At 52.3% G+C, this 23,504-nt stretch carries 16 protein-coding genes and 1 pseudogene; 5 read left to right on the top strand and 12 right to left on the bottom strand.

The annotated features are described in order from the left end of the window. Positions 1–82: 82 nt before the first annotated feature. Positions 83–430 (bottom strand): annotated as a pseudogene (locus tag QOL74_RS15775) (transposase); the annotation flags it as partial. Between the two features lie 987 nt (positions 431–1,417). Between QOL74_RS15775 and QOL74_RS15780 the strand changes: the two are divergent. The 4 genes from QOL74_RS15780 (at position 1,418) to QOL74_RS15795 (ending at position 7,626) form a co-directional block, all read left to right on the top strand. Then, positions 1,418–1,561: a hypothetical protein gene (locus tag QOL74_RS15780; RefSeq protein WP_283410466.1), complete on the top strand. Its 144-nt coding sequence runs from the start codon at positions 1,418–1,420 to the stop codon at positions 1,559–1,561. Positions 1,562–1,735: 174 nt separating this feature from the next. Further along, positions 1,736–2,278: an NADH-quinone oxidoreductase subunit NuoE gene (gene nuoE / locus QOL74_RS15785; RefSeq protein ID WP_283410467.1), complete on the top strand. Its 543-nt coding sequence runs from the start codon at positions 1,736–1,738 to the stop codon at positions 2,276–2,278. After that, positions 2,275–4,026: an NADH-quinone oxidoreductase subunit NuoF gene (gene nuoF / locus QOL74_RS15790; RefSeq protein ID WP_283410468.1), complete on the top strand. Its 1,752-nt coding sequence runs from the start codon at positions 2,275–2,277 to the stop codon at positions 4,024–4,026. Before nuoE ends, nuoF begins: the two co-directional genes overlap by 4 nt. Positions 4,027–4,044: 18 nt before the next feature. Further along, entirely contained in the window at positions 4,045–7,626 is a 3,582-nt protein-coding gene (locus tag QOL74_RS15795) for a molybdopterin-dependent oxidoreductase (protein ID WP_283410469.1), read from the top strand. Between the two features lie 130 nt (positions 7,627–7,756). On the opposite strand, the gene aroB is transcribed toward QOL74_RS15795, so the two are convergent. The 7 genes from aroB to QOL74_RS15830 form a co-directional block, all read right to left on the bottom strand. Then, the gene (aroB, locus tag QOL74_RS15800) at positions 7,757–8,872 is read right to left on the bottom strand and encodes a 3-dehydroquinate synthase (protein WP_283410470.1); all 1,116 of its coding nucleotides are present in this window, start codon (positions 8,870–8,872) and stop codon (positions 7,757–7,759) included. Beyond that, the gene (aroC, locus tag QOL74_RS15805; RefSeq protein ID WP_283410471.1) at positions 8,851–9,987 is read right to left on the bottom strand and encodes a chorismate synthase; all 1,137 of its coding nucleotides are present in this window, start codon (positions 9,985–9,987) and stop codon (positions 8,851–8,853) included. Before aroC ends, aroB begins: the two co-directional genes overlap by 22 nt. A gap of 141 nt (positions 9,988–10,128) precedes the next feature. Further along, positions 10,129–10,962 carry a prephenate dehydratase gene (gene pheA, locus QOL74_RS15810; RefSeq protein WP_283410472.1) on the bottom strand — a complete coding sequence of 278 codons (834 nt, stop codon included), beginning with the start codon at positions 10,960–10,962 and terminating at the stop codon, positions 10,129–10,131. Continuing rightward, positions 10,959–12,242, bottom strand: coding sequence for a 3-phosphoshikimate 1-carboxyvinyltransferase (aroA, locus tag QOL74_RS15815; RefSeq protein WP_283410473.1), 1,284 nt, complete (start codon positions 12,240–12,242; stop codon positions 10,959–10,961). Before aroA ends, pheA begins: the two co-directional genes overlap by 4 nt. Further along, entirely contained in the window at positions 12,217–13,350 is a 1,134-nt protein-coding gene (locus QOL74_RS15820; RefSeq protein ID WP_283410474.1) for a prephenate dehydrogenase, read from the bottom strand. The genes aroA and QOL74_RS15820 overlap by 26 nt, the downstream gene beginning before the upstream one ends. Positions 13,351–13,383: 33 nt before the next feature. Beyond that, entirely contained in the window at positions 13,384–14,385 is a 1,002-nt protein-coding gene (gene aroF, locus QOL74_RS15825) for a 3-deoxy-7-phosphoheptulonate synthase (RefSeq protein ID WP_283410475.1), read from the bottom strand. 606 nt (positions 14,386–14,991) lie between these two features. Next, on the bottom strand, positions 14,992–15,729 hold the full coding sequence (locus tag QOL74_RS15830; RefSeq protein WP_283410476.1) for a phosphatase: 738 nt from the start codon (positions 15,727–15,729) through the stop codon (positions 14,992–14,994). A gap of 104 nt (positions 15,730–15,833) precedes the next feature. Here QOL74_RS15830 and dapG point away from each other — a divergent pair, with 104 nt between their 5' ends. Then, a complete protein-coding gene (dapG, locus tag QOL74_RS15835; protein WP_283410477.1) occupies positions 15,834–17,066 on the top strand; it encodes an aspartate kinase in 1,233 nt (410 codons plus the stop codon). 15 nt (positions 17,067–17,081) lie between these two features. Here dapG and QOL74_RS15840 read toward each other — a convergent pair whose 3' ends face one another. The 4 genes from QOL74_RS15840 to glgA are packed head-to-tail and all read right to left on the bottom strand — an operon-like array spanning position 17,082 to position 23,455. After that, entirely contained in the window at positions 17,082–17,417 is a 336-nt protein-coding gene (locus QOL74_RS15840) for a YerC/YecD family TrpR-related protein (protein ID WP_283410478.1), read from the bottom strand. 10 nt (positions 17,418–17,427) lie between these two features. Continuing rightward, positions 17,428–19,401 carry an alpha-amylase family glycosyl hydrolase gene (locus QOL74_RS15845; RefSeq protein ID WP_283410479.1) on the bottom strand — a complete coding sequence of 658 codons (1,974 nt, stop codon included), beginning with the start codon at positions 19,399–19,401 and terminating at the stop codon, positions 17,428–17,430. 40 nt (positions 19,402–19,441) lie between these two features. Beyond that, positions 19,442–21,940, bottom strand: a complete 2,499-nt coding sequence (locus QOL74_RS15850; RefSeq protein WP_283410480.1) for a glycogen/starch/alpha-glucan phosphorylase — start codon at positions 21,938–21,940, stop codon at positions 19,442–19,444. A 60-nt stretch (positions 21,941–22,000) separates the two neighbouring features. After that, positions 22,001–23,455, bottom strand: coding sequence for a glycogen synthase GlgA (gene glgA, locus QOL74_RS15855; protein ID WP_430383881.1), 1,455 nt, complete (start codon positions 23,453–23,455; stop codon positions 22,001–22,003). Positions 23,456–23,504: the final 49 nt, after the last annotated feature.

A 23,504-nucleotide genomic window follows, 5' to 3' on the forward strand; every position in this document is an offset into this window, starting at 1 on the left:
ATTATCGAAACAAATTAACGGTTCGCAGTTCATTTTACATAGTTTGCTGCGGGCTGGTTTCGATAAAACGGTGGTTTCGATAATCATCGGCATGGAGGACGACCTTTGCCAGCAGCTCCCGGTGCAGCTCTTGATAAAGGGAGTCCAGTCAGTCATGGGCACCCCGAATCATCCAGTTGGCCATGGTCTGGCGGGAGATGTCCCAGCCAAAATGTCGAAGCTGCTGTTCCTGGCGGTACAGGCGTAATCCTTCCCTGTACTTCCGGTTTATGACAAAGACCATGAAGGAGGGGGAGACGAAACTGCCTGGCAGTACCGGCGCCGGCATGGGAGCGGTGATAACGGGAGTGGTGATGCCCTCCTGTTCACAGGCCCGGCAGATGTATACATGGCGCACATGTTCCACCACTTTCACCTGGGCAGGAATGATTCCGGCACTTCCTTTGTTTTCTTTGACTCTGAGCCATACGCTCTTCAGAATGTCGGGCCGGTAGATTTTGTCGTACAATGCATGGAATTTTCGCTCGGGGTTTGCCTTTGCACATTGGTATAGTGTCGTCGAGAAGCGTTCCGCTTTTTTTCAACACGGCATTAGTCATTTTTCTGACATTCATGTGCTAGTTCGCTCCTTTCCAAGCCTTGAGTGATAGCAGAGATCCTGCCCTCCATCCGGTTATGTTGTCCGGATGTTCTTCGGTACTATGTTCCCCTCTGACTCCCTTCCGTCAAGTTCCCATTTCGGTTCCCCTTATAAGGTTCCTCTTTACGGCCGTCAGGTCATGACGGGGAGGGTCTCCCCAGTTCCGCTCATTACTTTCCCAGCATTTCGTTTCCCTTACTCCGGGAGATTCTTTGGTCCTGACTTCCAAGTTCATGGCACCGTCCATGGCCATCACCTATGCACAAGAGGTTCGGCTTCTCCTTGTCCTTTCTCTCGGTTTCTTTTAACGAAGCGGCAGAATTCACTTCATGTTACAACCTGCTGGTTTGCTTGCCCGATTTTCATCGGTACTTTTTCACAGGGCTTCAACCTTAGGATTTCTCCACCAGTTGCCTGTCAGCTACTGAGCATCTTGGCATTTACTCAGACTGGACTTTCACCAGTTAGCAATTAACGGCTTGCTGAGCACGCGTCTACGACAAGCGCAGTTTTGCCTGCGAAGCAGACGCCCGGCTGGAAATAGAGAAGCTTACCAAAGACCTTCTGAAACTGAAGTTTCATACAGTGCAGTTTGACGTTGCTCTCGTCCAGAAACGAAAACCTGACCGACCGTCTCCCCAAAAGGAACCAGCGACTGTGTATCACCTGCACCCCACCATCGCCGAAGATGAACAGGTCATCAGCGCTTACCTTATCTGGGAATGCACCTTTGTGCTGGTCAGTAATGACACCAGCCTCACAGCAGCATAACTGTTATTGGAATACAAAACCCAAAGCCAGACAGAGAAAAAGTTTCAGCAACTGAAATCTCCACAGTTTGTCAATGCCATCTACCTGGACAGTCCGCCCCGTATTGAAGCTTTTGCATACCTGGTGCGTATGGTCAATCTGACAATTTAAATCATGATTATTTTGTACTCTTGGTTATTTTCTCTGTTTTTCTCACTCATTCCTCCCCTTGCCGCTCTGGATATATCTCTAATGGTTTCGGCTGATGACTTCACCATCGAAAATATGGTATACTTTTAACATTGATGCAGCGATTCCCACTGATTAGAAAAGGAGTGAATGTGAATGCAATGTTGTGGAGGACAGGGACCGCAGGCCCCAAATGAAATCACTTCCAATTTTGACCTGAACCTGCTGGCCCCCGTGCTGAAAAAGTACGGTCAGAAGCCCGGCAGCCTCATTACAATTCTTCAGAAGGCTCAGGAGATCTACGGCTATCTGCCCATGGATGTATTGGATTACATCGCGGCACAAACCGGTATTAAACCACCCAATGTCTATGGAGTGGCCACTTTCTATACCCAGTTTCGCCTTAACCCGGTGGGTGAATACCTGATCATGCTCTGCATGGGAACGGCCTGTCATGTAAATGGTGCCGGTGCCATTGAAGATGCCATTTGTGATGAACTGAAAATTCAGGACGGCGAAACCACCGCCGACAATCTCTTTACATTGAACAATGTTGCCTGTTTAGGATGTTGCAGTTTATCACCTGTCATGATGATCAATGGTGAAACTTACGCCAAACTGACCCCGGAGAAAACTCGCAAAATTCTCAGGGATCTGCGCAAGCAGCATCAGCAGCAGGAAAAGGAGGCGACCTCATGAGAATCGTTGTGGGACAAGGCAGCTGCGGCATTGCCGCCGGTGCCGGAAAAGTCAGTGTTGCATTCCAGGAGGCACTCTCCCAGACAGATGCCCCTGTTTCCCTGGAGCTTACAGGCTGCTGTGGCACCTGTTACCTGGAGCCTGTGGTGGATGTTTATGACAGCCATCATGAAAAAACCACCTTTGTGTTGGTAACCCCTGAAATGGTGGATGAAATCATCGATTTTACCCTTACCGGCAAACAGCCGGCAGCAGGTCATCTCATGAGCGAAGAAGACCTGACCGCTCAGGCAAAACAAAAAAAAGTGGCCCTGCGCAATGCCGGGTCCATTAATCCGGAAGACATCAATGATTACCTGGCTATTGACGGTTACAAGGCCATTGAAAAAGCGCTAAAAACCATGACGCCGGTTCAGGTGATTGAGGAGATCAAAATTTCCGGTCTCCGCGGCCGGGGAGGGGCTGGATTTCCTACCTGGTTTAAGTGGAATGCCGCTTATCAGCAAAAGGAAACCCCCAAATACATGGTCTGTAATGCCGACGAAGGTGACCCGGGAGCTTTCATGGATCGAAGCATTCTGGAAGGTGATCCCCATGGAGTCATTGAAGGTATGATGATTGGCGGTTACGCAATGGGTGCCAGTGAAGGCATTTTCTATGTGCGGGCTGAGTATCCCCTGGCCATCAAGCGCCTTGAAAAGGCTATTGAGCAAGCCAGAGAAAAGGGCCTCCTGGGGAAAAATATCATGGACTCAGGTTTTGATTTTGATCTCTGGATCAAAGCTGGTGCCGGTGCTTTTGTCTGTGGTGAAGAAACCGCCCTCATCGCTTCCCTTGAAGGGGAACGAGGCATGCCCCGGCTGAAGCCGCCTTTCCCGGCTCAAAAAGGATTCTGGCAAAAACCAACCAATATCAATAACGTGGAAACCCTGGCCAATGTTCCCTGGATTTTCCGCAACGGCGGTGCCGCTTTTGCCGCCATGGGCACTGAAAAAAGTAAGGGTACCAAAGTGTTCGCCCTGACAGGCAAGATTAAAAAAGGCGGTCTGGTGGAAATTCCCATGGGCCTGACTCTCCGGGAAGTCATCTACGACATTGGCGGTGGCATCCTTGATGATAAAGGCTTTAAAGCCGTTCAGATGGGCGGCCCCTCTGGCGGATGTATTCCGGCCCATCTGCTGGACACACCAGTGGACTATGAGTCCATCACTCAGACAGGAGCCATTATGGGCTCCGGCGGAATGGTTGTCATGGACGAAACCACCTGTATGGTGGAAATGGCCCGTTTCTTCCTGGACTTCACCCGAAAAGAATCCTGTGGCAAATGCATCCACTGCCGCATGGGGACCAAACGCATGCTGGAAATTCTTACCCGCATTACGGAAGGCAAGGGTAAGGACGGCGACATTGAGCTCTTGGAAGAGTTGTGTGAACGAGTAAAGGAAGGCTCTCTTTGTGCTTTGGGCGGCACTGCTCCCAATCCGGTGCTGACCACACTGAAATACTTCCGCCACGAATACGAGGCGCACATCCACGATCGCAAGTGCCCTTCTCACCAGTGTAAGCAGCTGCTCACCTACACCATTTCAGAAACTGCCTGTAAAAAGTGTGGGATCTGTGCAAAGAACTGCCCCACCGATGCCATCACCGGCAGCAAGACTGAAGTGTATGTTATTGACCAGGCGCTGTGTATTCAGTGCGGCAAGTGTAAAACCGTCTGCCCCTTCAAGGCAGTGGACGTGGACTAAAGAAAGAGGGGTGAAAACATGTCTGAACTGAGACTAAATATAAATGGAAAAGAAGTCACCGGCCGCCGCGGCCAAACCATTTTGGAAGTGGCCCGGGAAAATGACATCAGCATTCCCACACTCTGCTATGACGACCGCATGAAAATATATGGTTCCTGCGGCCTCTGTGTGGTGGAAGCGGAAGGGATTCCCAAACTGCTGCGGGCCTGTGCCACTGAAATCAGCCCGGATATGGTGATCAAAACCAATACCGAAAAGCTGAAAGCCAACCGAAAAATTGCGCTTGAACTGCTGTTGTCCGACCATACCGGCGATTGCCGCCCTCCCTGTGTGCTGGCCTGTCCCGGCAAAACCGACTGTCAGGGCTATGTGGGGCTCATCGCCAACGGCGAACACAAGGAGTCTCTGAAGCTTATTAAAGAACAGCTGCCTTTGCCTGCTTCCATTGGCCGGGTGTGTCCTCATCCTTGTGAGGACGAATGCCGCCGGCAACTGAAGGATGAACCCATTGCCATCGCCTGGCACAAGCGGTTTGTGGCAGATCTGGATCTTCAGGACCCTGAAGTGTTCATGCCGGAACTCAAACCGGCCACCGGCAAAAGCGTCGCCATTGTGGGCGGCGGCCCCGGCGGCTTATCCACCGCCTATTATCTGCTCACCCAGGGTCATGCCGTCACCATTTACGACATGATGCCGGAAATGGGGGGTATGTTAAAATACGGAATTCCTCAGTACCGCCTGCCCAAGGAAGTACTGAATCAGGAAATTGCCGTGATTGAAAAAATGGGTGCCCGCATGGTGAATAACGTACGGGTGGGAGAACACATCACCCTGGATTACCTGCGCAGTCATTTTGACGCTGTATATCTTTCCATCGGATGCTGGGAGAGTTCTCCCATGCGCTGCCCCGGCGAAGAGCTGGAGGGCGTCATGGGTGGTATTCATTTTCTCCGCAATGTGGTGGAAAACCGGCCTACCCACATCGGACAACGGGTGGCTGTGGTGGGCGGCGGCAACACCGCCATGGACGCCTGTCGAACTGCCATCAGGCTGGGAGCCAAAGAAGTGATCAATCTCTATCGCCGCACCCGGGAGGAGATGCCCGCTGAAGAAATCGAAATTGTGGAAGCTGAAGAAGAAGGCGTTACCTTCAAGTTTCTGGTGAGTCCCATTGAAGTACTGGGTGAAAATGGCAAAGCCACCGCTATCCGACTTCAGAAAATGGAGCTGGGAGAGCCGGATGCCAGCGGCCGGCGACGTCCGGTACCCGTTGAAGGTGCCGAAGAGATCCTGGAAGTTGACTCCATCATCGTGGCCATCGGTCAGTATGTCAATCTGGATGGATTCGAAGAGATCGACAAAACCAAATACAGCACCATTTCCGTTGACCCAAAAACCTTCTCCACCAGCCTTCCCGGTGTCTTTGCCGGGGGCGATGCCATCAATGATAACCTGAAAATTGCCATTCAGGCCATTGGCGATGGCAAAAATGCCTATAAAATCATCGACGGTTACCTCAATGGAGTGGATATCACCTACAAAGCACCGTATCTGGTCACCCGGGATGATGTGACTGCCGAAGAGTTTGAAGACCGCCCCACCGCCAAGCGCTCCCATATGGGGCACCTCTCTGCGGAAGAGCGACGTGACAACTTTAAAGAGGTGGTGCACGGTTTCACCCCTGAAGAGGCCATTGCCGATGCGAAGCGCTGCCTGGAATGCGGTTGCCATGATTATTTTGAGTGTAAGCTCATTGATTATTCCAATCAGTATGAGGTGGAACCGGAACGACTGGCGGGAGAAATGCATCACCGCACCGTCGAAGATTCCCATCCCTTTATTCACCGCAACCCGGACAAGTGCATTCTTTGCGGTCTGTGCGTCCGTGTCTGTCATGAAGTCATGGATGTCACCGCCCTCGGGCTGGTGGACCGGGGCTTTGATGCGGTGGTGAAACCCGCCATGGACCGCCCGCTGAAAGAAAGCGACTGTATTTCCTGCGGCCAGTGTGTTTCTGTATGCCCCACCGGTGCATTGCAGGAAAAACTGCTGCTGGAAAAATCTGTTCCAGTGGAGACACATACCACTGACACCCTCTGCAGTTACTGTAGTGTGGGCTGCCAGACCCGCCTGGAAACCAAAGGCGGCATGGTGGTGCGCTCCCTGCCCATCAGCGGCAATCCGGTGGATGGCGGCCTCCTCTGTGTGAAAGGTCGTTTTGGTTACGATCTGGCACAACGCCAGGAGCGTCTTACCACTCCCCTTATCCGTAAAAACGGCCGTTTAGAGGAAGCCACCTGGGAAGAAGCCCTGCTGCTGGTGGCCAAAAAAGCCCAGGGATTCGCCTTCCAGGAAGGCTCTGACTCGGTGGGAATCGCTGTTTCAGACACATGGACCAACGAAGACCTGTTCGCTGTGAAACGCTTTGCCGAAGATGTGATGAAAACACCTCACCTGTTCTCTCTCAACAACACCGCCGCCGGCATCGGTGACGTGCTGGGATTGGATGCTTCCCCCAACACACTGACCGAGTTGCTGCGCACAGAAGTCATTCTCCTGGTGGGTTCTGCTGTGATGCGTGACCACGCCATTGCCGGACTCAAAATCAAGGAAGCCGTTCAGGAGAACGGTGCCAAACTGATTACCATCAACCCCTGCGCCACCAAGGCTGATGAATGGGCAACCCTGACCATCCAGCCTGAAAACCAGGTAACCTTCCTCAAAGAAATGGCGGCTGCCCTGTTGGAGTCCGGCAAATCACCCGCCAAAGCTGACGGGTTGGAAGCACTGAAGGCCAGCTTGGCCGGCCTCACCATCAGTGACGCTGCCAGAGAAGCTGCTGCTCTTTACGGTAATGCCAAAACAGGTATGATTGTCTTTGATCAAAAGGCACTCTCACCGGAAGCCGCTCAAATGCTGGCTAACCTGGCGGTCATTTCAGGCCATATCGGCAAACCCCGCCGGGGCCTGATTCAGCTGAAACCAGGCAGTAACAGCCAGGCACTCAGCCTCATGAACATCACCGGTGATGCCCGCAACCTTGAATCCCTGCTGGCTGAGAAGACTCTCAAAGCCTTGCTTGTCTTTGGAGAGGATTATCCCCAGGAATCACTGAAATCGCTGGAGTTCCTGGCAGTGATGGACACCCATCTCACCCCCACCGCCCAAATGGCTCAGGTGGTACTGCCGGCGGCATCCTTTGCTGAATCACAGGGTACCTACACCAGCCTGGAACGGCGCATTCAACCCCTGGCTCAGGCTCTCAAACCCCTGGCAGGTCTGGAAAACTGGCAGGTCATTGCCCGGCTGGCGGCTGTTCTGCGGATGCCTTTGGGGTATGAATCCATGGCCGATGTGGCCCGGGATCTTGGCACCACTCAGGACGGTTATGATCAGGTGCACCAGCTGCAGGCATCTGATGCTTACTGGCCTCTGGGACAGAACCCGATGCTCTACGACAGCGGCTTTGCCTTCGAAGACGGCCTGGCCCGTCTGGCCGTGGTGGCAGATGCCCCCCTCTTTGTGGACTCGCCTTCCACGCGTTACGTGAATCGCCGTTTCTCAGATTATCTGGCTCAGGAAGGTCTGGATCGCTGCTGAGTTTCAACTTTAGCCAGCTGCCGCCTTTCTGATCATTAACCAACCAAAAACCGCCTCCATCTTTCAATGGGGCGGTCTGTCTGTCAAAAAAATGAATTGCCGCCTCCATCTTTCGACGGAGGCGGCTTTTTTAGATGTCTTTCGAACTGGCAACTCGATGCAGCAACGCTGTCGTCTCTTCCGGCGTCATCAGCTTTTCTTCGATCCCTTCGGCAATGAAACGGATCTCTTCATTGCCCTGGCCTCGGGGCAGCATAAAAGAAATCTGCTGGTGCCGGTTTTTCTTATCACCTTTCATCGCTGCCACCAGCTCATCCGGCATCCACTCCGGTATCGTGGCCAGTACCGGCAGGCGTTCCACCAACACCTTCATTTCATTGTACTGCTCCGGCAGCAGCCAGCGAAGCTCCCTGGCCATTTTCAGTTCCAGCAGCATGCCTTCCCGCAGGGCGGCTCCGTGGGTGATGCGGTAAGCCATGAGCTTTTCGATGGCGTGACCCGCAGTGTGGCCCACATTCAGCACTTTCCGCAACCCTGCCTCCCGTTCATCAGCGGTGACAATCGCCGCCTTGCTTTGAAGGCATTTGGCAATGAGGGTTGTCATTACCCGGGGATCTCTGGCGGCAATCTTCTCCCAATGAAAGACCAGCCACTCCCGGAGAGATGGCCCTTCGATGAGGCCATATTTCACCACCTCACTGCAACCGCTCCAAAATTCAGCTTCTGGAAGGGTTTTCAGAAACAGTGGATCAATCCAAACCCCTGATGGCGGATAAAAGCTGCCTGCCAGGTTTTTTCCCGCCCGAAGGTTCACCCCGGTTTTGCCTCCCACACTGCTGTCCACTTGGGCCAGTAACGTGGTGGGAATTTGAAGCCAGGAAATTCCCCGCATGTAAATGGCAGCACAAAAGCCGGTGATGTCACCCACCACACCGCCGCCCAGAGCCATCAATCCGTCTTCACGGGTTATTCCGGCAGCGGCCAGCGCCTCCAGCACTATTGCCGCCTGTTCCATGGTTTTGGAAGATTCGCCGGCAGGAAGGGTGATCACGGTGACCACCGCTGTCGACAAATGAGATATTAGCTGGGAATAACAGGCACCCACCTTTTCATCAGTAATAACCGCCCATCGCCGTTGCTGCAAGAAACCCTGCATTTCATCATTCAGAAGGGATGTGACACATCCCTCCCCAATATGAATGTCATAGCTGCCGGTGCCAGTGGTTACCTGGATGGTTTCCAGCATCGTTTCATCTCCTCAAAGGAATCTCGTCCAAAGGTTTCCAGAAAAGCCTGGGCCACCACAAAGAGAGTCACCAGTTCTGCCACCACTGCCGCCGCCGGAACGGCACAGGTGTCACTGCGCTCCTTCACCGCTTCAAAGGGTTCTTTGGTGCGCATGTCGATGGTTTGCAGCGGCTGCATCAACGTTGGGATTGGCTTCACCCCGCAACGCACCACCAGTTCTTCGCCATTGCTCATGCCGCCCTCAATGCCGCCGGCATGGTTGGTTTTTCGATGGATGCCCCGGTCTTTGTCATGATAAATTTCATCATGAACCTGGGACCCTGGCCGCCGGGCTGTTTCAAAACCGTCGCCGATTTCCACGCCCTTGACTGCCTGAATGCTCATGAGAGCATAGGCCAGTCGGGCATCCAGCTTCCGGTCCCATTGCACATGACTGCCCAACCCCACCGGAAGGCCTTTGACCCGCACCTCCACCACGCCTCCCAGAGAATCGCCCTGTGCTTTGGCCTGGTCAATGGCAGCCATCATTTTCGTCGCTGCTGACTCATCGATGCAGCGTACGGGAGAGTTTTCAGCACCCGTCAGGCTTTCAAATGTAAGGGGTTGATGCTGGATGGCAGCCGATCCAATGGAAACCACATGGCAGGCCGCCTCAATACCAAAGGGTTGCAGCATCTGACGGGTGATACTGCCCACCGCCACCCTGGCGGCAGTTTCCCGGGCACTGCTCCGCTCCAGAATGGGGCGCATGTCATCAAATCCGTATTTCAGGGCACCAGGAAGATCCGCATGGCCCGGCCGGGGATGCACCACCTGTCGGTAGGTCACATCTCCCTGGAAGGGGTCCATTCCTTGCTGCCAGTTTTGATAATCCCGGTTTTCGATGGTAAAAGCCAGGGGACTCGCCAGTGTCACCCCCCCACGAAGGCCTGATAACACGTGAATCCGGTCTTGTTCAATGGCCATACGGCCGCCTCTGCCGTACCCCTGCTGTCGCCGTGCCAGATCTTCGTCAATGCCTTCCCGATTGACGGGCATTCCCGCCGGTAAACCTTCCAGAATACCCACCAGTGCTTGCCCGTGGGATTCTCCTGCTGTCAGATACCGCAGCATGTTTTCACCTTCCTGTCATCTTATGATAAATGTTGCTCCCGCAGAAACCACTTGTAAAACTGTCTTGACATGCATTAATCCATCCCATATGACATGAAGAAGCATCTTGGTATTGACTTCCCTGTCTTCAGGCTGAAATACTTAGTCTTCCCCCAGCACCCGCTGAGCCCTTGGAAATGAGCCAAAAATGATAAACGTGCGGGTCAGCAGCCGAAGTTTTTCAAGAATAGCACCGATGGCAGGTTCTTGCTGATGCCCTTCAAAGTCGATGAAAAACACATATTGTCCCAGTTCCATTTTAGCAGGTCTAGACTCAATGCGTGTCAGATTCACATTGGCTTCGGCAAAAATTTTTAAAATTTCATATAAGTTCCCAGCCGTGTCCCGGTGAAAAGAAAAAGCAATGGCCGTTTTATCATTTCCCGTAGGCTGAGGTGTGCCGGTTCCCAGCAACACAAAGCGGGTTTGGTTGAACCGGTTGTCCTGAATGTTGCCCCTCACTGGTTTCAGCCCATGGTGCAGTCCGGCCCAGCGGCTGGCGATGGCTGCCGTGCCGTTACCGGCTTCTTTGGCCAACAGGCAGGCTGTTGAAGTGCTTTCGCAGGGCACCAGCTTGACACCGGGATAATGGGTGCGGAAAAAATGACGGCACTGTTCAATGGCCTGGGGGTGGGAATAGGCTGTATTCATGGCTGCCTCATCTTTTTCTGCCATAAACAGATGATGGCAGACGGTATAAATCACCTCCGCCTGGATGGCACCGTGTTGCAACGTGAGGAGGCTGTCCATCACGGCAGTCACCGCACCTTCGGTGGAGTTTTCAACAGGAAGCAGCCCCGCGGCAATGGCACCCGTATCCACCTTTTCAATGATTTCAGAGAAAGTATCGCAGGCTTCCGGTGTCATTTCCGGAAAACCTTCCGTTAAAGCCAGATAACTGTAAGAGCCCTGGGGGCCCAAATACCCACAGATCATCGGTTCACCACCAGTTGCTTCAATGTCTGCTCGAAGCCGGGGAAAGAGACCGCCATGCACTCCGGTTGCTGAATGTGTACCGGCGATTCTGCCATAAGACCAGCCACAGCCATGGCCATGGCAATGCGGTGGTCACCGTGGCTTTCCACCGTCCCACCCTGAATTCGCTGAGGCCCCTGAATCACCATGCCGTCTTCAAGGGTTTCCACCTGAACTCCCACCCGGGATAGCTCCTGGGCCATGGCGCTGATCCGATCTGTTTCCTTCACCCGCAGTTCCCGGGCACCGGTGATGCGGGTTTCTCCCTGGGCGCAGGCGGCTGCCACGGCAATCACAGGGATTTCGTCGATGAGACTTGGCACCAGTTCTTCTCCAATCTCAATGCCCTTCAAGGTGCTTCCGGCAATGATGATATCGCCAATGGGTTCCCCGCCGGCTTCCCGCTGGTTGAGAATTTCAATGGATGCCCCCATTTGCTGAAGCACGGTGATGATTCCCGCGCGGGTCGGATTAAGTCCCACGCCCTCCAGGGTTAATCTGGAACCGGGAAGGCAGGCCGCTGCCACCATGAGGAATGCGGCTGAGGAAATATCTCCCGGCACCTCCACCCGGGTACCCTTTAATTGAGAGGGGCGGATACTGCGCACAAGACCTTCAGAACGAACATCAGCCCCAAAAGCCTGGAGCATCCGTTCTGTATGATCCCGGCTGGCCCGGGGTTCAGTGACGCTGGTGACTCCTTCAGCATAAAGACCGGCCAGGAGCACTGCCGATTTCACCTGGGCACTGGCCACCGGCATGGCGTAATCGATGGCTTTCAAACCGCCTCCTCGAATCACCAGAGGTGCCTTGCGACCGCCTTCACGCCCGTCAATAACAGCACCCATTTGGCGCAAGGGCACAGAAATTCGGTCCATGGGGCGGCTTCTCAGTGAACTGTCGCCGGTAATGACTGAAAGAAAAGACTGGCCGCTGAGAATACCGGACATGAGACGAATGGTGGTGCCGGAATTACCGGCGTCCAGGATATCCTGGGACTCTAACAGGCCTTCTGTGCCTCTTCCGGTGATGACCATGGCATCACCGCGATGCACCACCTGAATGCCCATTTGCTGAAAGCAACGCAGGGTGGACAGACAGTCTTCGCCTTCTAAAAATCCGGTGATTTCGGTGGTGCCTTCACTGATTCCCGCCAGCATGACCGCCCGGTGACTGATGGACTTGTCACCGGGAACACGGCAGGTTCCGTTGAGTTTAATGGCTTGATTGATGGTGAGCATCTTGTTTCTCTCCTTTACTTCGGGCGAAGGAACAGCCTTCCCCGCTGAGTGCTTTCATTGCCTGCTGTTCTGCTTCGGCGCTGAGGAAAGCCAGCCGCACAGCGCCTTTTTCGCCTTCCCGGGCATGAAGAATTTCAATCTCCCGAATGTTGACACCGGCTTTCGCCAGAACACCCGTGATAGTGGCCAACGCCCCCGGTTCGTCTTTGATATCCACATACAGTTCATACCAGGCAGGCAGATAGTCTTTTCCCGCCGCCGGCAACTGGTCCCGAAAGACTTTGCCTTTTTCAAGAAAATCCTGCATCCATTTTCTGTCTTCCTGCTTCAGTGCCCGGGCAACTGCCTGCACTTTCTTTTCCAGATCTTCCAGGCATACCAGCAGTTGTCGCCGGTTCAGGTGGAATATTTCTTCCCAAAGGGCCGGGCTTCCGGCGGCAATCCGGGTGGTATCTCGAAATCCGCTGCCGGTGAAAGCGGTCATGCTTTCATCGGCTTTTTCTCCCACAATGGCTGCCAGCAATGACGCCATCATATGGGGAAGATGACTGGTGTTGGCCAGAATTTCGTCATGGCGGCCGGCTTCCAGTGTCACGGGAAAGGCTCCCAGGGTGGAAACCAACGTTTTCAGCCGGTTAATGGCGGTTTCCGGAGTTTTTTCGTCTGGTGTCAGAAAATAATAGGCATTTTCAAAGAGGGTGGGCGTCGCTGCCGGTAAACCGCCTTTTTCTGATCCTGCCAGGGGATGCCCGCCGACAAAAACGGTTTCTGGCAACAGGTACTCAGTTGCCGCTGTCATCGCCGGCACTTTCACACTTCCCAGGTCAGTGACCATGGTTCCCGGTTTAAGAACAGGTGCCATTGCCTCGAAAAGAGTGGTGTAGCTGCCCACAGGAGTTGCCAGAATCACCAGATCAGCCTGGGCCACTGCCGCGGCCATATTCTCTGCCACCTGATCCACCAGTGCCGTCTCGCGCGCCAGGCGACAGGTTTCAGGATGAGTATCATATCCCACCACTTTGCAGGGAATGCGCTCTTTAAGCGCCATGGCCATGCTTCCTCCCATGAGTCCCAGGCCAATAACGGTAATTTGGTGAAAGTCATTCATGGTGTCGTCTCCTTCCGTCGGTATCTGTTGTCATTACCGAACGGCGTATATTTTCTGAACAGTATCCATCAGCCGTTGAAAATTATCGTATTTCAGGGACTGAGAACCATCTGACAGCGCTTCTTCCGGCTGGTTATGAACCTCGACGATAAGACCGTCGGCACCAACAGCCACCGCTGCCTTGGACATGGGTTCCACCAGCGTCCATTTACCGGTGCCATGGCTGGGATCCACCACCACAGGCAAATGGCTCAGTTCTTTGATCACCGGCACGGCACTTAAGTCAAGGGTATTGCGGGTGTATGTTTCAAAGGTTCGAATACCCCGCTCGCACAGCACCACGTTGGGATTCCCCTGGGCCAGCACGTACTCTGCCGACATAAGGAACTCTTCCACCGTGGCACTCATTCCCCGTTTCAGCAAAATGGGCTTACCGCTTTTACCCGCTTGTTTCAAGAGCGCAAAGTTCTGCATGTTCCGGGCCCCGATCTGAATCAGATCCACATATTCTGCCACCATGTCAAAGTTTTCCTGATCCATGGCCTCTGACACCACCGGCATACCGGTGACTTCTTTTGCCTTTTTCAGCAGTTTCAGGCCTTCTTCACCCATTCCCTGAAAACTGTAGGGGGAGGTGCGGGGTTTGAAAGCGCCGCCCCGAAGCATGCGGGCACCCAACTGCCGTACATTGAGGGCAATGTCCATCAACTGGTCTTCGCTTTCAACCGCGCAAGGGCCGGCCATCATCACCAGGCTTCCATTGCCGATGGTAACACCATCCAGTTCAACCACGGTATCTTTCGGGTGAAAATCCCGGGAGGCCAGTTTGAAGGGGTGCATCACCCGAATCAAACGCTCCACATGTTCATTGGCTTCAATCTGACTGGGGTTGATTCGTCGGGTGTCACCCACCAGGCCCAGCAGTGTTCTGTCAGTGCCTTTGGATTCATGAACTTCACAGCCCAGGCTGAGCATTTTTTGCTTGATTTTTTCGATGATGGCTGTTGGTGCTGAAGGTTTCATCACAATAACCATTTATTTCCCTCCTGTTAACTGGTTGGTTGGTTGATATTGGACACAAGAAATTGAAAGTGGTTAAGCAGCCTGCCATTTATCTCAACAGGACGTCTCCTGCCAGATTTTGATGATGGTGCCTTTGCCGCCAAATAAAAAAGAGACTCTCTAAGAGTCTCCCGGTTTCCCTGTCTGGTATTGAGGCAGAGGCCATTGAAAGATGTGTATGCCACCCTATGTGAGGGCGGGAGCACTTAGATTGAACCACAGTCTGTGAAGTTTTGGCCACGTAAAAGTACCGGCGCTAAAGTAAAAATAGCCCCAGCTAAAAAAGTAATAGCCAAATACTTCATGGAATTGTCGGTTCAGTTTCAGTGACGGCATATTATTCACATTCCTTCGGCTTATCATGCTTCCCTGCAGGCAATCCGCCTGCCCGCAATCTTACCGGCGGGAAGTTATGGTTATTATAATCGCCTGTGACAAGTCTGTCAATCATATTCATGCAAAAATATGAAAAAATCTGAAAAAAACCGAAATTGATCTTGCCGGTCAGGTTCTCCGATCAACCTTACGCAATATTGCAGGGCATAAGCAGGGTGCCTGGATTTCCAGGGTTGCTCATCTTCACTGTGGTTCAGGGGGCAAACACTCCCCTGTTGAGAGGTAATGCTTCAGACGATGGGCACTGGTGCTCAGCACCAGCTCTTCAGGCACCTGCAGCTCTTCAATAAGTATTTTCGCTTTGTCAAACCGGCCCACATCCCAGGCTCCGTGGGCATCACTGCCCAGCACCACCGGCTGTTTCATATCGCGGCAGATCTCAAGAATTTTTCGGCAGTTTTCCAGACTTCCCTTCCGAAAACTGTGGGGCTGCAACGAGCTGTTGTTAATTTCAATTAATTTGCGAAATGCGTGCACTGCTTTGACCACTGTTTCTGCATGAATGGGAAAAAGAGGATTGCCAATATGCCCCAGTACATGGACATGGGGATTGGCAACTGCCTTAATCAACGCCTGGGTATTTTCCTCCCGGCTGCCAGGTTTGATACAGGGCAGATGGAGGCTGGCAATCACCAGGTCCAGATCTGCCAGCACACCGTCGGGCAAATCAAGATCACCCTCATGACTTAAAATATTGACTTCTGCTCCCTTTAGAATCTCCACTCCTGAGAGGGTTTTCGGTAAAATGCGCAGGTTTCGAAAGTGGGTGGTGCCCGGTGCATCGGGCATGGCAGGGGCGTGGTCGGTCATGGCGATGAGCCTCAGACCCCTTTCAGCTGCGCAGGCAGCCATTTCTCCAATGGTGCTGTAAGCGTGCCCGCTGGAGAGGGTATGGCAGTGAGTATCTGTTTCAAAAATCATGGAACCGGCACCTCTTTTCCGATGAGTTGACTCTTGTGAAAGACCTGTCACCTGTAGTAGGATAGAGACATACCGCAGGATAGCCATTGGAAGGACGTGGATCAGTGAACATTATTGTGCAAAAATTTGGTGGTACTTCTTTAGCTGCCCCGGAAGCCCGGGAACAGGCACTTATTAAAATTAGGCAGGCGCGGCAGAAAGACCTGATGCCTGTGGTGGTGGTGTCGGCCATGGGACGCAACGGAGCTCCCTACGCCACAGATACCCTGAAGAACCTGGTGGCCATGGAAGGTACTCCCACCAGTCAGAAAAATCTTGATCTGCTGCTTTCCTGCGGTGAGATTATTTCGGCTGTGGTGGTCTCGGATCTTCTGGAAGCCGCCGGCCACCCCGCAGTGGCACTCACCGGCTGGCAGGCCGGCATTGTGACAGACGATCATTTTGGTGAGGCAGATATTCTAAACATCGAAAACGAAAAACTGCTGGGGTATCTGGAGCAGGGAATCATCCCTGTGGTCACTGGTTTCCAGGGAATCAATGCACGCCAGGAAATCACCACACTGGGCCGTGGCGGCAGCGACACAACAGCTGTGGCTCTGGGTGCAGCCCTGAAGGCCGAATGTGTGGAAATTTACACTGATGTGAATGGTATCATGACGGCAGATCCACGGGTGGTTCCCCAGGCCTGTATGTTGGACGAAATTCATTATGATGAAATTTTTCAGATGGCCGATCAGGGTGCCAAGGTCATTCATCCCCGGGCAGTTGAAATCGCCCGCCAAAACGGGGTCACTCTGCGAATCCGCAATACCATGAGTGACCACCCCGGCACGCTGATCTGTGGCCGGCACCAGACTTTTAACACGGCCTACACCACCCAGAGAGAGGAGCTGCTGACTGCCATTACCCAGAAAGATGGGCTGACCCGGGTCGTCTTGGTTTCCCAGGGAGATGCAGCAACTGAGAGTCTTTTTTTTGATGATCTTGCCGCCGGCGGGATCAGCATTGATATGATCAACTTCTCCACCGACCAAAAAGCCTTTGTCATTGATAACAGCAGTGTCTCCCGTTTTCATCAGTTGATGGACAGCCGGCCCTTCACCTGCGAACTGTTTCCCCAGGTAAGCAAGGTCACCATCATCGGCAATCGGATGACCGGCATTCCCGGTGTGATGGCCACGGTCATGCGGGCCCTGACAGATCAGGGGATCCCCCTGCTGCAGAGCTCTGATTCGCATGCCACGATCTCCTGTCTGGTTCCCAGCTCTGAAGCCCACCGGGCGGTGCAGGCTCTCCACCAGGCTTTTGGCCTTGACCGTCGCAAGTCAAACAGCTGACAACCGCCAGCTTCATTATTCCTGTTTGTCTGACTCCTGCTTATCATTCAGCCGTTTCAGAATCAGCTGATAACCATCTGCTCCGTAAAGAAGGCACCGGTTAACCCGACTGATGGTGGCTGTGCTGGCACCGGTGGTCTTTTCAATTTCACTGTAGGTTTTTCCTTCTTTCAGCAGGCGGGCCACTGCCAGCCTCTGAGAGATGGACTGAACCTCTTTGATGGTACAGATGTCTTCGAAAAAGCGGTAGCATTCCTCGACAGTTTCCAGTGCCAGTACAGCTTCAAATAACGCATCGGCAAAAGGATCTTTCAGTTTGGACTCGTAGGACACAGGCTCACCCCTTTTCATAATACCCTCATTATACCACTTTGTCGTCTTTACAGGCAGTGATTTTCAGCGGCGCCAGCAAAATCATCACTGTTTGAGGTGCCAGTTCAAGCGTCAGCCACTCACCCTCCGGCGTCACCTGGTAGCCGCTGATAAGATCTGTCAGTGGCGCTTCTGTTAAATGGGGCATTTTCTCCTGAAAAACCACCGATTGTTTCTCATGGCGATTCAGCGCCACCACGGCCATTTCACCTTGATCACCGGAACGGACACATCGGGTGAAGGCTATGTGATTTTCACCGGTGCTCAGCCATTGCCAGTCTCCTTTTAAAAATACTTCATGACCGTTGCGGATAGCGGTCATTTTTTTAACCCAGTCCAGCAGGGTCTGGTTTTCAGAGCCCCAGGGGAAGGTGCGCCGGTTCAGGGGATCGCTGAATCCTTCCATACCCGCTTCATCCCCGTAGTAAATCACAGGAACACCAGGGAACGTCATCTGAAATGCCGTGAGCAAGCAAAACCGATTTTCTGCCCGGCGGCGTTTCTTTTTGGGAAGACGATAGCTGATTTTTTCCTGAGTACCCATTTTAACTTCATCCGGCGCCTCTCCCAGCACCGTTAAAATGCGTGTTCGGTCATGACTTCCCACCAGGTTCATGCAACTGTAGAAAGCCTCCCGGGGGTAATTTTCGTATAGGCTCATTAACTGCATGGCAGTTTCAGAACCACTGTCTTTTTCAGTGAAGAAACGGATCACTGCCTCTCTGAATGGATAATTCATTACTGCATCCAACTCATCTCCCAACAGGTACTCCCGCCGTTCTCCGTAGGCCACCTTGTTGGTGGCGTCTTCCCAGACTTCACCAATGAGCACACTCTCGGGGTTGGTTTCTTTCATGGCCTGCCGCAGTGCCCGGATAAAGGGGTCCGGCAGTTCATCGGCCACATCCAGTCGCCACCCGGAAGCACCCTTGCGCAGCCACCTGCGGATCACACTGTCTTCCTCGTCAATGATGAAATTGCGGAAAGAGTGCTCCATTTCATTGGTGTTGGGCATGTTGTCAATCCCCCACCAGCAATCGTACTCCTCCGGGTAATTTTTAAATCGATACCAGGGGAAGTAGGGAGAGTTCTTGCTGTGATAAGCTCCCAGGGTGGCATAGTTGCCTTCCCGGTTGAAATACCTGCTGTCACTGCCTGTATGGCTGAAAACCCCATCCAGAATGATCCGCATTCCCAAGGCTTCTGCTTTTTGGCAAAGCGCTTCAAAAGTGGCTTCCGATCCCAGCATTGGGTCGATTTTTTTATAATCACCTGTGTCGTACCGATGGTTGCTGGCGGCTTCAAAAATGGGATTTAAATACAGAATGGAAATTCCCAAGGACTGCAGGTAAGGCAGTTTTTCAATGATGCCTTCCAGGTTACCGCCATGAAAATCCCAACGTAAAATACTGCCCGTCACCGGATCCTTCACATATACCGGATCATCTTCCCAGTGCGCATAAAGAAAGCTGTTTTTCTTGGGGCTTCTGATCTTATTCCGGGAAAGGCCGTTGTAAAAACGGTCCGGAAAAATCTGATACATAATGCCTTCTTTGTACCAAGCGGGCACATGAAACTGGTCTCGGTGAACCGTCAGTTGCCAGGAGTAGGGTGCTTCCATCTGCATTTGCCCCAACCCTCCCAGCCGCTGTGAATTGTTGCCGTAGTAGCGAACTCCTTCCTCGTGTTCCACCACAAAGTAGTACCAGGCAAGCCCCGGTTTTTTTAAAGCAATGAAACAGGCTTCCCATACGGCTTTCGGCGTTTCGGAGCCTTCAACGGGGTTCATGGCAATGATTTCTTCTCCCAGCCCTTCCCGCCACAGGCGCACACTTGCTTTCACTGCCGTGGGCATCAACGTGCCCCCAAGGCGCAGTGTAACCTCCTGAGAGACAGGAACAGCCCCAAAGGGGCTGCGATAAAAGGGCTGGTGGGAGTGATGGAACAGCTGATCCCGCATCATGACTAATCCCTTCTTTCCTGTTTATTCATACATTCGACTCTTATTTGCTGTAAATCGGCAGGTGCCACACCTGTTCGTTATAGTCGCGAATGGTGCGATCACTGGAAAATTCACCGGCGTGGGAAATATTGAGAATGGCTTTTTTCCACCAGATTTCCGGCTTTTTGTACTCCAGGCCCAAACGGGTCTGTGCCTGGCAGTATGGCTCGAAATCTTTCAGGAGGAAATACGGATCAGCCATGCCATAGTGACCGTACAGCAACCCATTATAGAGCCCCTGGAACATATCGGGATGTTCTTCTTCAAGAAATCCGTTCACCAGTTGATCCAGTACCTGGCGCAGTTCCGGCTGTCTCTGGTACAGTTCATAGGGCCGGTAATGGCCCAGCTGGTAATAATTGGACACTTCCTCCGCTGTTAAGCCAAAGATATAGATATTGTCGGTTCCAACAGCTTCCTTCATTTCCACATTGGCACCGTCCAGCGTTCCAATGGTGAGAGCACCGTTGAGCATAAATTTCATGTTGCCTGTTCCCGAGGCTTCTTTTCCCGCAGTGGAAATCTGCTCACTCACATCAGAGGCAGGAATGATTCGCTCGGCCAGGGAAACCCGGTAGTTTTCCATGAATACCACCTTGATTTTATCTTTTACCCGGGGGTCGTTGTTGACTTTTTTAGCCAGGGCATGAATCAGTTTAATGATCATCTTGGCGTTATGATAACCGGGGGCCGCCTTGGCTCCAAAAATGAAGGTGCGGGGATGCATGGGAAAATCAGGATTATCCAGAACTTTATTATACAGAAACATGATGTGCATCACGTTCAGCAGCTGCCGTTTGTATTCATGGAGCCGTTTCACATGCACATCGAAAATGGAATCCGGATCAACGGTGATGGCGTATTTGTGAAAAATGTGGTCTGCCAGCTTTGCTTTGTTTTCATGACGAATGGCCGCCAACCGTTCCTGAACATCCTTGTTGTCAGCCTGCTCTTTAAAGTGTGTCAGTTCTCCCGGATGCTTGATCCAACCATCCCCGATATGTTCAGTGATGAGATGTGCCAGTTTGGGATTGGCTTTCAGCAAGAACCGGCGGTGGGTGACGCCATTGGTGATGGCTTTAAACTTCTGGGGTTCCACCTGGTAAAAATCTTTGAATACTTCTCTTTTTAGAATATCTGTATGCAGCTTCGCCACACCATTCACAGAGAAAGAACCGGCGATACACAAACGGGCCATGTGTACTTCACCGTAAGATATGATGGCCATGCGGGCAATATGATCCCATCCACCGGGGTGCAGTTTCCAAAGATCCTTGCAGAAGTTCTCGTTGATTTCATAGACAATTTCATAAATGCGTGGCAGCAGGTTTCGAAGCATTTCTTCCGGCCAGCGTTCCAGGGCCTCTTCCAGAATCGTGTGGTTGGTATACGCGAAGGTCTGACGGGTGATACTCCAGGCATCTTCCCAGTCCAGGCCTTCTTTGTCCATAAGAATGCGCATCAGCTCAGGGATCGCCAGGGCCGGATGGGTGTCATTGACATGAACCACCACTTTTTTATGAAAATCAAAGATATTGTTGCCGGCATCCTTGAATTTCCGGTGGATGCTCTGAATGGAAGCTGATACAAAGAAATACTGCTGCTTCAGGCGAAGTGCTTTTCCTTCCGGATGGTTATCCTCGGGATACAGCACTTTGGAAATCACCTCAGCCAGCTCTTTTTCTGCCAAAGAGTCCACATAGCGTCCCTGACCAAAAAGACCCATATCCATTGGTTTCAGCGCCCGTGCTCCCCATAGTCTCAGGGTGTTCACCACTTCAGAATCATATCCCAGTACCGGGACATCGTAGGGGATTGCCTTCACGCACTGGGCATCTTCCAGCATCACATATTCTTTGCCGTTTTTTATCTTCCGTTCCACTTTCCCGCCAAAACAGATGATTTCCGGTTCTTCCGGCTTGGCCACTTCCCACACATTTCCGTCTTCCAACCAGGGATCCGGCACCTCCACCTGAAAGCCATTCACGATTTTCTGCTTAAACAGGCCATATTCATAGCGAATGCCATTGCCATGGCCCTCCATTCCCAGAGTGGCCAGGGAATCCAAAAAGCAGGCAGCCAGTCTCCCCAGTCCTCCGTTGCCCAGGCCGGCATCAGGCTCGCTGTTACGCACTTTTTCCAGATCGATGCCCAGTTCCTGACAAGCCTGCATCACCGGTGCCTCCAACCCCAGGTTCATCAGATTGTTCCCAAAAAGCCGGCCCATCAGAAATTCCATGGACAGATAATAGAGTTGCCGACCATTGGTTTCATTTTCCTGCTCTTTGGAGTAGGCCCATTTTTCCATGACCCGGTCTCTCAATGCCATGGACATGGCTTTGTATATCTGACCATCAGAGGCTGTTTTCAAGGTGCGGGCGTAGAGGGTCTGAAGTTTCATTTCCACATTTTCTTTAATTTGGTTAACCAGTACCCGGTCAACCTGAGGCACTTCCTTTTCCTTTGTGGCAACTGCTTTTTTTGCTTCTTTCGTATCCATTGGCTTAACTCCTTTTTCACTGATCAGCTTCACCTTTCAAGTCCTGTTATGAAAGTGTGTTTACAACAGCGGTGATCTGTTTTTCAGTGTCATGACTTCATAAAGTTCCTTGTAGGTATTGGCTGACTGATCCCAGCTGTAATCGCAGGTCATGGCATGTTTCACCAACTGCTGCCACCCGGGCGGATCACTCAGGTAAAGGGTGACTGCTTCCTGAATGACGCCGAGCATTTCGTGGGCATTGTAATTGGCAAAAGTGAATCCGTTTCCTTTTCCTGATGGGTGTCGGTGATGGAAGACCGTATCTTTCAGCCCTCCGGTTTCCCTCACCACGGGCAGGCTGCCGTAGCGAAGTGCAATGAGTTGTCCCAACCCACAGGGCTCGAACTGAGAGGGCATCAGAAATAAATCGGAAGCGGCATATACCTGCCGGGCCAGATGATTGTCAAATTTCAGCTGAACACTGCATTTGTCGGGATGACGATGGGCGGCATGCTGCAACATCTGCTCATATTGATGGTCTCCCGTTCCGATAATGACCAGTTGCACATCCATTTCCATGATTTCATCCAATACATGCTGCACCAGATCAAGCCCTTTTTGAGGCACCAGGCGGGTGATCATGGCAATGAGGGGCACCTGCTTCACCGGCAAACCAAGATGCTCCTGCAGCCATTTTTTGTTGGCCATTTTTTTCTCAGGGTTTGCCGCTGAATATGTCTGGGGGATCAGTGGATCTGTTTCCGGGTTATACTCCTCGTAATCCAGCCCATTGAGCACGCCTCTCAGCTTTTGGTTGTGGCTGCGCAGCAGCCCGTCCAACTGTTCCCCGTAGTAGGGGGTTTGAATTTCCTGGGCGTAGGTGGGACTGACAGTGGTGATGAGGTCCGCATAGTTGATCCCCCCTTTCATATAGCTCATATTCCCATGAAACTCCAGGCCTTCCCGGGTCAGGTGTTCATGCCCCAGATTAAACAGTTCCCGCAGTACTTCCGGCGGAAATACGCCCTGATACCGCAGGTTATGGATGGTGAACATGGTTTTCATGTTCTGGTAGTACGGTTTCTGCTGATAGGCAATCTTGTGCAGGGCCGGCACCATCCCCGTCTGCCAGTCATGACAATGGATCACATCTGGCTGAAAGTCGAAAAACGGAAGCATTTCCAGCACTGCACGACTGAAGAAGGCGTATCGTTCGCCATCGTCTGGATAACCGTAGTAGCCCGGTCGATTATAATAGTATTTGTTATCTAAAAAATAGAAGGGGATGCCTTCGTACACCATATATTCCAATCCACAAAACTGATTGCGCCAGCCAACCGGCACATAGATACTTTCCTGCCACTGCATTTTTTCCTGAATTCCCGGGGAAATTTCCTGGTATTTGGGCATGACCACCCGCACATCCACATTTTCCCGTTTCAATGCTTTTGGAAGAGATCCGATGACATCTCCCAATCCGCCTGTTTTAATGAAAGGTGCAGCCTCCGAAGCAGCAAATAGCACTTTTAACACGTTTGACACCTCATCTCTTTCGCTGATTTTATGTTCTGCCACGCTCTGT

This window comes from Anoxynatronum buryatiense, assembly GCF_900182905.1.
Classification (GTDB): Bacteria; Bacillota; Clostridia; order Peptostreptococcales; family Tindalliaceae; genus Anoxynatronum; species Anoxynatronum buryatiense.

Bases quoted from the DNA above. Each gene is read 5' to 3' on its own strand.
- nuoE (WP_283410467.1), top strand. From the start codon at position 1,736: ATGCAATGTTGTGGAGGACAGGGACCGCAGGCCCCAAATGAAATCACT.
- nuoF (WP_283410468.1), top strand. From the start codon at position 2,275: ATGAGAATCGTTGTGGGACAAGGCAGCTGCGGCATTGCCGCCGGTGCC.
- QOL74_RS15795 (WP_283410469.1), top strand. From the start codon at position 4,045: ATGTCTGAACTGAGACTAAATATAAATGGAAAAGAAGTCACCGGCCGC.
- aroB (WP_283410470.1), bottom strand. From the start codon at position 8,872: ATGCTGGAAACCATCCAGGTAACCACTGGCACCGGCAGCTATGACATT.
- aroC (WP_283410471.1), bottom strand. From the start codon at position 9,987: ATGCTGCGGTATCTGACAGCAGGAGAATCCCACGGGCAAGCACTGGTG.
- pheA (WP_283410472.1), bottom strand. From the start codon at position 10,962: ATGATCTGTGGGTATTTGGGCCCCCAGGGCTCTTACAGTTATCTGGCT.
- aroA (WP_283410473.1), bottom strand. From the start codon at position 12,242: ATGCTCACCATCAATCAAGCCATTAAACTCAACGGAACCTGCCGTGTT.
- QOL74_RS15820 (WP_283410474.1), bottom strand. From the start codon at position 13,350: ATGAATGACTTTCACCAAATTACCGTTATTGGCCTGGGACTCATGGGA.
- aroF (WP_283410475.1), bottom strand. From the start codon at position 14,385: ATGGTTATTGTGATGAAACCTTCAGCACCAACAGCCATCATCGAAAAA.
- QOL74_RS15830 (WP_283410476.1), bottom strand. From the start codon at position 15,729: ATGATTTTTGAAACAGATACTCACTGCCATACCCTCTCCAGCGGGCAC.
- QOL74_RS15840 (WP_283410478.1), bottom strand. From the start codon at position 17,417: ATGAAAAGGGGTGAGCCTGTGTCCTACGAGTCCAAACTGAAAGATCCT.
- QOL74_RS15845 (WP_283410479.1), bottom strand. From the start codon at position 19,401: ATGATGCGGGATCAGCTGTTCCATCACTCCCACCAGCCCTTTTATCGC.
- QOL74_RS15850 (WP_283410480.1), bottom strand. From the start codon at position 21,940: ATGGATACGAAAGAAGCAAAAAAAGCAGTTGCCACAAAGGAAAAGGAA.